The sequence below is a fragment of the Enterococcus sp. NBRC 3427 genome (assembly GCF_007996925.1).
Lineage (GTDB): Bacteria > Bacillota > Bacilli > Lactobacillales > Enterococcaceae > Enterococcus_B > Enterococcus_B lactis.
In genome coordinates, this window is the sequence record NZ_BJLL01000026.1 from 25,252 (window position 1) to 33,049 (window position 7,798).

At 37.2% G+C, this 7,798-nt stretch carries 6 protein-coding genes; 1 reads left to right on the forward strand and 5 read right to left on the reverse strand.

The genetic code is table 11. The features are described 5' to 3' along the window. Positions 1–12 precede the first annotated feature (12 nt). From ESP02_RS07465 to nagB, 5 genes are all read right to left on the reverse strand, one after another. The gene (locus tag ESP02_RS07465; RefSeq protein WP_025478534.1) at positions 13–846 is read right to left on the reverse strand and encodes a hypothetical protein; all 834 of its coding nucleotides are present in this window, start codon (positions 844–846) and stop codon (positions 13–15) included. Beyond that, complete coding sequence (locus ESP02_RS07470; protein ID WP_038399102.1) at positions 833–2,569, reverse strand: DUF2264 domain-containing protein; 1,737 nt, start codon at positions 2,567–2,569, stop codon at positions 833–835. The genes ESP02_RS07465 and ESP02_RS07470 overlap by 14 nt, the downstream gene beginning before the upstream one ends. A gap of 380 nt (positions 2,570–2,949) precedes the next feature. After that, entirely contained in the window at positions 2,950–4,089 is a 1,140-nt protein-coding gene (locus ESP02_RS07475) for an AI-2E family transporter (RefSeq protein WP_002290560.1), read from the reverse strand. 178 nt (positions 4,090–4,267) lie between these two features. Further along, complete coding sequence (locus tag ESP02_RS07480) at positions 4,268–4,981, reverse strand: MgtC/SapB family protein (protein ID WP_002290559.1); 714 nt, start codon at positions 4,979–4,981, stop codon at positions 4,268–4,270. A gap of 204 nt (positions 4,982–5,185) precedes the next feature. Next, positions 5,186–5,887, reverse strand: a complete 702-nt coding sequence (gene nagB / locus ESP02_RS07490; protein WP_038399104.1) for a glucosamine-6-phosphate deaminase — start codon at positions 5,885–5,887, stop codon at positions 5,186–5,188. Positions 5,888–6,120: 233 nt separating this feature from the next. Here nagB and ESP02_RS07495 point away from each other — a divergent pair, with 233 nt between their 5' ends. Further along, positions 6,121–7,653 carry an ABC-F family ATP-binding cassette domain-containing protein gene (locus tag ESP02_RS07495; RefSeq protein WP_025478535.1) on the forward strand — a complete coding sequence of 511 codons (1,533 nt, stop codon included), beginning with the start codon at positions 6,121–6,123 and terminating at the stop codon, positions 7,651–7,653. The last annotated feature ends 145 nt before the right edge of the window (positions 7,654–7,798 follow it).

Consider the following 7,798-nt stretch of genomic DNA (forward strand, 5'->3'; position numbering starts at 1 on the left):
TATTTCTCTTAATCAAGTACAAGTGATTACTTCTCGTCCGAAAATCTCAATTTGTGTTAATGCTGGGAATGGTGACGTATCTTCTGCTTTTTTCAAATTTTTCAAAGTAACTGAACTCGTCATTTTTTCAGGAAAGTAAAACGATTGAAATTCAAGTGTATCTGTTGTTGCTACTCTTATTGTTTCTCCGTCAGAAAAACAAATAGAAACTTCTGTCCAATAGCTATCATGTGGATAATCTCCTCGAAACAAAAGATTTACTCGATTGGTTTGGATTGAGCGTCCAAAGTCGATCGTCAAAGTTGCATCTTTTTGCTGATTGATTCCCCAAGAAGTAAAGGGATAGGATCCATGTGAGCGATTACCAAACTTTCCGTCAATCGCATTTTTAGCAAAAAAAGTCACATCATTTCTCGTCTCTACATTAGCATATGCATGTGGATATGCTCCACTGATCAATTTTTGATCATGAGGGTTTGTAGATACATTCCGATAGCTTTCCACTTCAAAATCATAGGCTTTACGAACATATATGTGATGTCTTTTTGAACGAAATCCCGTCTCTACTGAAGCTTTCGTTTCTTCTAGCGGAATCACATATTCCCATTTCTTCTCTGGAATATAAAGAAGTGTTGGTGCCAATGTTTCATCTAATTGCACAACAAAATAGTGATCATTTTTCTCTTTCGTTATGACCAGTTTGTCTCCTACTTCATATATGTGATTTTTGATTGCTAAAACTGCTATTTCTTCTCCATTTGCAGAAAATGCGGTTTCTTTTTTCTCGTGATCGATTTTGCCAATAACTACTTGATTATTTTTATTTTTTAGATCAATTTGGATCATTTTTTTCTCCTCCATTTATTATTCCGCCAACTAAACAAATAAAGCGATGGGTACCAGGTTCGATTTTCTTTTTCAAATAGGGAAGATTGGTTCTTGGAAAGAATACAGAAGTATTTGGTTCTAGCACCTGAATACCTGCTTCTTCATACCCCTCGATTGCAATGATTTGAGACACATGTGTTTCTTTTATTTTTGCACAGTCTTTCGACAAAGTTATTTCTGGTTCTTTTACCAAAAGACTAAATCCGCCTTCTCTTATCTCTAAAGGAATCGTCGTATATATCTCATGGAATCGAACATGCCATTCACCAAATGGGTAAATTTCTGTTTGGATCAGCACTTCTTGGAATGGTTGCCATTCATACATAACAGAAGTCTCTGTTGCTCCACTACTTCGTACCTTTTTCTTTGTCCTGAAATATTCACCGTCTCTTGAAAGAGCTAATGTATTATCAAATGCCCCTTCTCCATATGTGATTCCCGCTTTTGGCACACTAAAACCGAATTTAGTAGAGTAGACAAACTTACTATACTTCGCTGGGGCATGCGCTTGGCCATCAATCATCAAACCATACGGATAACCAAGTACATGTTTTCCTTCTTTTGCCTGACACAAAAGCATATTTCCATTATCAATCAATCTTTTCTCTTTGGTATTGACTGGTTCAGGTTTGGCTTTCCAATACGGATGTTCTTTTTTTGTTGCTAGTAATAAAAATACTTTTAATGCCCAATAGGGAGACCCCGGTGCGTTATAACCTTCTGCCATCACAAGGTTCTCATAATGATACCCAATGGATAGCCGTCCGTCATAAGTAAAGATATCGTGTGTCATCCACTGCTTCATATGGTTGGAAAGAAGCGTCTTTATCTGACCCCAAGGGATTGCTTCCACTTCTGCAAAAATCAATGCAGAAAAAAAAGCACCTTGTGCAAATCGATAGATGAGACTTCGTCCATAAGGTAACGCTTCTCCGTCGGAATCGAAATAATAAATATAGTCCTTCGTAAACTCTTTTGCACGATCGATGAATTTTTCTGACCATTCAGGAAAGTCGTCTTTCATTAACTTGGCAAAAATCAATCCATAATAATGAAAAGCAAAAGGAACATAGTAATCTTTTTGCGAAGATTTACCGTCGATATACCAGCCTTTTCCTACATACATCGTATCAATAAAGCGTAATTCTGCTTCTATTTTTTCTTTATCTAATGATTCACCACAATGTTTTAAAGCGATTCGGATCAAAATTTTGAAAAATGTCCAATTATTTTTAGGTATTTTTTTATCTAAGGCTTGTTTTAGCCAATGAATCAACTGTTGTTTGGAAGTGCCTGACAGTTCATCAAAGAAATAGTTTCGATTCAATAACAGATTCAAAGATAACGCTGCCATTTCTACGATATATTGATCATAATCGTTAATATCTCCCCAATAAAATGAATCTTTTGGATTCATCCCTTTCAAGATTTTCTTTCGATAGACGTCTTTCAACTCATCTTTCGTCCCATTATTCATCCAATAAGGTGCCAGTCCCCATAATGGACGAATAAATGCCTCCATCTCTGCTCTCTTCTCGTCATAAACAGCGCCGCTACTCCCTAGACGTACTCCTGGTTTTTCACTATTGAATAGTTCCTGTTTTAAAGGCAGAATCATCTCTTCTAGTGCTTCTTCGAAATCACGCCGCGTCAAAAATAGATTTTGTTTTAACTGATTCATGACACCCCTCCGAATCCTTTTTCTTTAGGATACCATGGTAGAAAATCGGTTTCAGGAGAGACTTCTGAGTGAGATGAAAATGAAATGAGTGAGAAAGCAGGATAGTCAAAACTTAATATGTTAGCACACTTAGTATTGTTTTCTCCTGGAAGCATTTCTTGTGATTTCTTCTTTTTACTTACTCTATTTAAAATGAAAGAAATTTAATATACCTTTGAGCCATTTCCAGTAAACAATATTTACCCTATGATTTGCTAATTCGTCCACCCTAACTAGGACGGATCGGTTAGGTTATAAAAAAGCATCAACTGGATCATATAAATAAGAATCTCAACGTACATCTAAATAAAATGAACGCTAAGATCCCTTTTTAAATAGGCTTATTCACTTGTTTCTTCCAGCACTTTTGGACTATCTAACTTTTCAGAAACATGTTCCATTCTTCTCAATAAATAGATTTTCCGAATATTTAATATTATCGTCTTAATCACTGCATATACAGGTATACAAATCAGCATGCCTAATATTCCTGCGACACTTCCTGCTCCAATCAATACCAAGATGATCGTCAGTGGATGGATATTCATTGATTTCCCAAACAACAACGGCTTGATCAAATTTCCATCTAATTGCTGAATCACTAAAATCGACAACGCCATGTACAAAGCTTGAAATGGAGAGATAAACAAACCGACAATGATTGCTGGTACTGCTCCAATAAAAGGGCCGACATATGGGATAATATTCGTGATGCCGCAAATGACCGCAAGCAATAAGCTATAAGGCTGATTGAATATTCTCATTGCCAAAAAGCTCATCACACCAATAATCAAAGCATCTAAGATCGTACTGCTGATATAGGCAGACAATGTTTCATTTAATTCTTTCACTGTTTGGCGCAACTCTTTACGAATCGCTTTCGGAAAGAAATGAGACAACGCATCAATAAATTTGTGTCCATCCTTGAACATAAACAGCAAAATAAATGGAACGGTAAATAACAAAATAAAAAATTGCATCATGAATGAAATGATTTTAGTGACACTTGCAGATAAACTGACCAATATGATATTGAACAAATTACTGAGAGATAAATTCGCTGATGCTAATTGTTCTTCCAAATTGAAATTTTTAAACTCTTCTCGCTGCGCCAATTCATTTAACCATTTGCTTGTTTCATCTGCATAGATTGGCAGGCTCTGAGTCAATTGAATCGTCTGCTCCACTAACTGAGGCACTACATTCATGACAGTCAAAACAACTAAAATGATTACGACCAAAAATGTCAATAAAAATCCAAACACTCTCGGAATCCGATGCTTTTCGAGAAAAACAACGATTGGATCGAACATATAATAGATAAAACCAGCAACAAGCAACGGCAAAAAAATAGCCGAAAGCATTTTCAATATTGGACTAAAAATATTCGGCATTTGTAAAATGAAATACACGCCGACGATCGTGAGTACTAGCTCTACTGTCCAGAAAAATAATTTTGATTGTTTAAAACGTGATTGCATACATCTCCTCCAAGTTCCTTTGATACTTCTATTCTATCATTTAACAAAGAATTACGCGCTGAGATTTTCATTTGCTTAAAAAAAACAAAATAAAAAAGGAAATGTATTTTACTGATCAGAAGAGTACTTCAAAAAAAACACGATCCGCCCAAAATAAAAATCGTTTTGGGCAGATAGTTTATTGCGCAATACTGACTAAATGCAGCTTTGTGATATTTTTGTGTACAGACAACTCTTCGATCACATCGGCATAAGTGAGTCCTTTAGGAAGATCGATCGTATATATATTTTTATATACACGATAGTCATCAACGAATTTCACATCAAAATTCACATCTTCGATCACGATATTTTTCTCTTCAAAATAATCGGTAAGAAAATCTTTGGTTTCTTTTCTATGGATAAATTGGATTTCTAACTTTTTAGTCGTAGGTACGTGGATCACGCGTTTCACTACTGTGAGTGCAATAGCAATCCCGATAAAACTGATGATCGCAATGGAATAGTAACCCATGCCGATGGCGATCCCTAATCCGGCAATAGCCCATAAAGAAGCGGCAGTCGTAAGTCCCGTCACCGATTGTTTCGTGACGATGATCGTTCCAGCACCTAAGAAACCGACGCCACTCACTACTTGAGCAATCAGCCTTGCTTCATCTGAACGGATCGTTCCAGCAAGCTGTGGATACGCTAAAGCATCTCTTAATGCTCCACTAGCGATCTCGACTTGGATCAATGCAATGATACATGCTCCCATACAAACTAAAATATGTGTACGCATCCCTGCTGGACGATTTTTATATTGTCGCTCAAAACCGATTGCTCCGCCAAATAGCATAGCGATCCCTAAACGTAAAATAATCTCTGGAATTGTCAATACCATATCATTCATCTAAACACCCTCCAGTCCAATATATCATGTCTGAAAGGAGCAGACAAAAAAAGTGCAATTTTTACCTCTTACGAAAAAGAGCGTGGGACAAAAGTAAAGAAAAGCTTTTGTCCCACGCTCTAAACATGTGTAAACGGCGGAAGCAGAAACGACTCCTTCTTATTTCTTGGAGTTAAACGCTTCTGTCCCAGCCTCTTTTGAAAATTACAATTTACTTGCTGCTTCTTCATCGATGATCACAACGACATTTTCGTGGTTTTGCAATACACTTGCTGGTAAATGATTCGTTACAGGTCCTTCAATCATCCCTTTGATTGCATCAGCTTTGCTTTCGCCAAACGCCATCAAGACGATTTCTTTACTTTTCATGATCGAGCCAATTCCCATTGAAACAGCTTTTGTTGGTACATCTTCTGCTTTATCAAAGAATCGTTTGTTTGCATTGATCGTTGATTCTGTCAAATCAACTACTGAAGTTGTTCCGTCAAATGAAGCACCAGGTTCATTGAAACCGATATGTCCATTTTGCCCGATTCCTAAAATTTGGATATCGATTGGATGAGCATCGATGATTTGATCATACTTTTTGCATGCTGCTTCCAGATCTTCTGCTTTCCCATCTGGTACAAATGTTTCCTTGAATGGTTTTTTATCAAATAATTGGACATCCATGAAATGGCGGTAGCTTTGTTCATCTGAACCACCTAGTCCAACGTACTCATCTAAGTTTATAGAAGTCATTTCACTGAAATCCAAATCGCTTGAAGTCATTTCTTTATATAAAGTAACTGGTGTGCTTCCTGTTGCCAATCCTAATACTTTTGCACCTTTGTTCATACCTTCTTTGATGATTTCAAATGCTTTTTTTCCGCCTTCTTCAGCGTTTTTTACACGAATGATTTCCATAGTGATTGCTCCTTTGTGTTTTGGTATAGCCCAATTATAGCATTTTTTTTTTCTTTTTACAATAATCAGTATAGACCAAATTCTATTTTTTTCATTTTCTTGACAACAAAAGGGCATCCGTGTTAGGTTTCATAAGATGGTTCAATCAAACAATCCATGTTGCATGAAAACCAAGCAATTGATTCACTGTGGACGCTTTATGTCTGCAGTTTTTTTATGAAAAAGGAGTTATTATGAGTATACTGACATTAAACAACATCACCCAGCAGTTCGGCGATAAAATCCTCTATGAAGGAGTCGATCTGCAATTAAACGCTGGCGAACATCTTGGGCTGATCGGACAAAACGGAGCCGGCAAAAGTACACTGATTAAAATCATCACTGGTGAGATCCTGCCAGATGACGGACAGATCCATTGGCAAAAAAATATTCATAAAGGTTACCTCGATCAATATGTAGAAGTCGATGAAACATTAACGATCGAAGAATTTCTAAAAACTGCGTACGCAAAAGAATACGAAAAGGAAAAAAAAATTGCTTTTCTTTACCAAACATATAGCGAGACCTTCGATGATTCCTTGCTGGAAAAAGCTGGGAAACTCCAAACGGAATTAGACCAAGGAGTGTTTTATCAAATCGACACCTTAGTTGCTGAGATGAGCAGCGGGTTGGGGATCGATGTCTTAGGTTTAGATTCACTGTTGAAAAATCTAAGTGGTGGACAACGTTCAAAGGTGATTTTAGCAAAACTACTTTTAGAAAACCCAGATGTTCTGATCTTAGATGAACCAACCAATCACTTAGATGATCAGCATATCCAATGGCTGACGCAGTTTCTTCAGGATTTTGACGGTGCGTATATCGTGATTTCCCATGACCAAGAATTTCTTGATCAGATCACCACCCATATCGCAGACATCGAGTTTGGAAAGATTACTAAGTATACTGGCCATCTAAAACAAGCATTGAAACAAAAGGAACAAAATCGCGAAAGCTATTTGCGCCAATATCATGCTCAACAAAAACAAATCGAAAAGACCGAAGCTTATATTCGGAAATACAAAGCCGGTTCCCGATCAACAATGGCAAAAAGCCGACAAAAACAATTAGATAAAATCGAACGGCTGACGCCTCCCGCTTCAGCAAGTAAAGCTGTCTTTGATTTTCCATTCTCTCCTATTGTCACGACGTTGGCAGTGGAAACAACTGATTTAGTCATCGGTTATGATCGACCGCTACTTGCACCCATTAATTTGACCATCCGGTTTGGTGAAAATATTGCCATTCGAGGCTTCAACGGGATTGGGAAATCTACTTTGTTAAAAACATTGATTGGTGAGATTGAAAAAATAAGTGGCGATTTCCACTTCCCAGATAACACAAAAATCAATTACTTTTCACAAGATCTATACTGGGAAAATCCATTAGAAACACCACTGCAATACTTAAGCAGTCAATTTCCAAAAGCGACTATCAAAGAATTACGTCGCCAATTAGCTAAAGCTGGACTAGTCAATCAATTAGCAAGCGAACCTCTCACTACATTAAGTGGTGGAGAACAAACCAAGGTGAAACTTGCACAGTTGACAATGAACCAAGGTAATTTACTGATTCTCGATGAACCGACGAACCATATTGATCAAGAAACGAAAGAAAGCTTACAAGATGGCATTCAGAAATTTTCAGGAACGGTGATCATCGTCTCTCATGAACAAGAATTTTATCAAGATCTTGTTCAGCGAGTCATTGAGATTGAACCGAAATAAATGTTTGATTGAATAGTGGCAAGAAGGAGTTGGGACAAAAGCCTTGTCCCAGCTCCTTCTTCTGAATAAATGGTGTTCAATTAGCTGACCTTCGTATTAGCTCAAACCGCTGATTTTACAACCTCTCGATAAACAGTGTTCAAAA

What these genes read in the sequence shown, in the direction of transcription:
- ESP02_RS07465 (WP_025478534.1), bottom strand. Translation starts at nt 846, where the DNA reads ATGATCCAAATTGATCTAAAAAATAAAAATAATCAAGTAGTTATTGGC.
- ESP02_RS07470 (WP_038399102.1), bottom strand. Translation starts at nt 2,569, where the DNA reads ATGAATCAGTTAAAACAAAATCTATTTTTGACGCGGCGTGATTTCGAA.
- ESP02_RS07475 (WP_002290560.1), bottom strand. Translation starts at nt 4,089, where the DNA reads ATGCAATCACGTTTTAAACAATCAAAATTATTTTTCTGGACAGTAGAG.
- ESP02_RS07480 (WP_002290559.1), bottom strand. Translation starts at nt 4,981, where the DNA reads ATGAATGATATGGTATTGACAATTCCAGAGATTATTTTACGTTTAGGG.
- nagB (WP_038399104.1), bottom strand. Translation starts at nt 5,887, where the DNA reads ATGGAAATCATTCGTGTAAAAAACGCTGAAGAAGGCGGAAAAAAAGCA.
- ESP02_RS07495 (WP_025478535.1), top strand. Translation starts at nt 6,121, where the DNA reads ATGAGTATACTGACATTAAACAACATCACCCAGCAGTTCGGCGATAAA.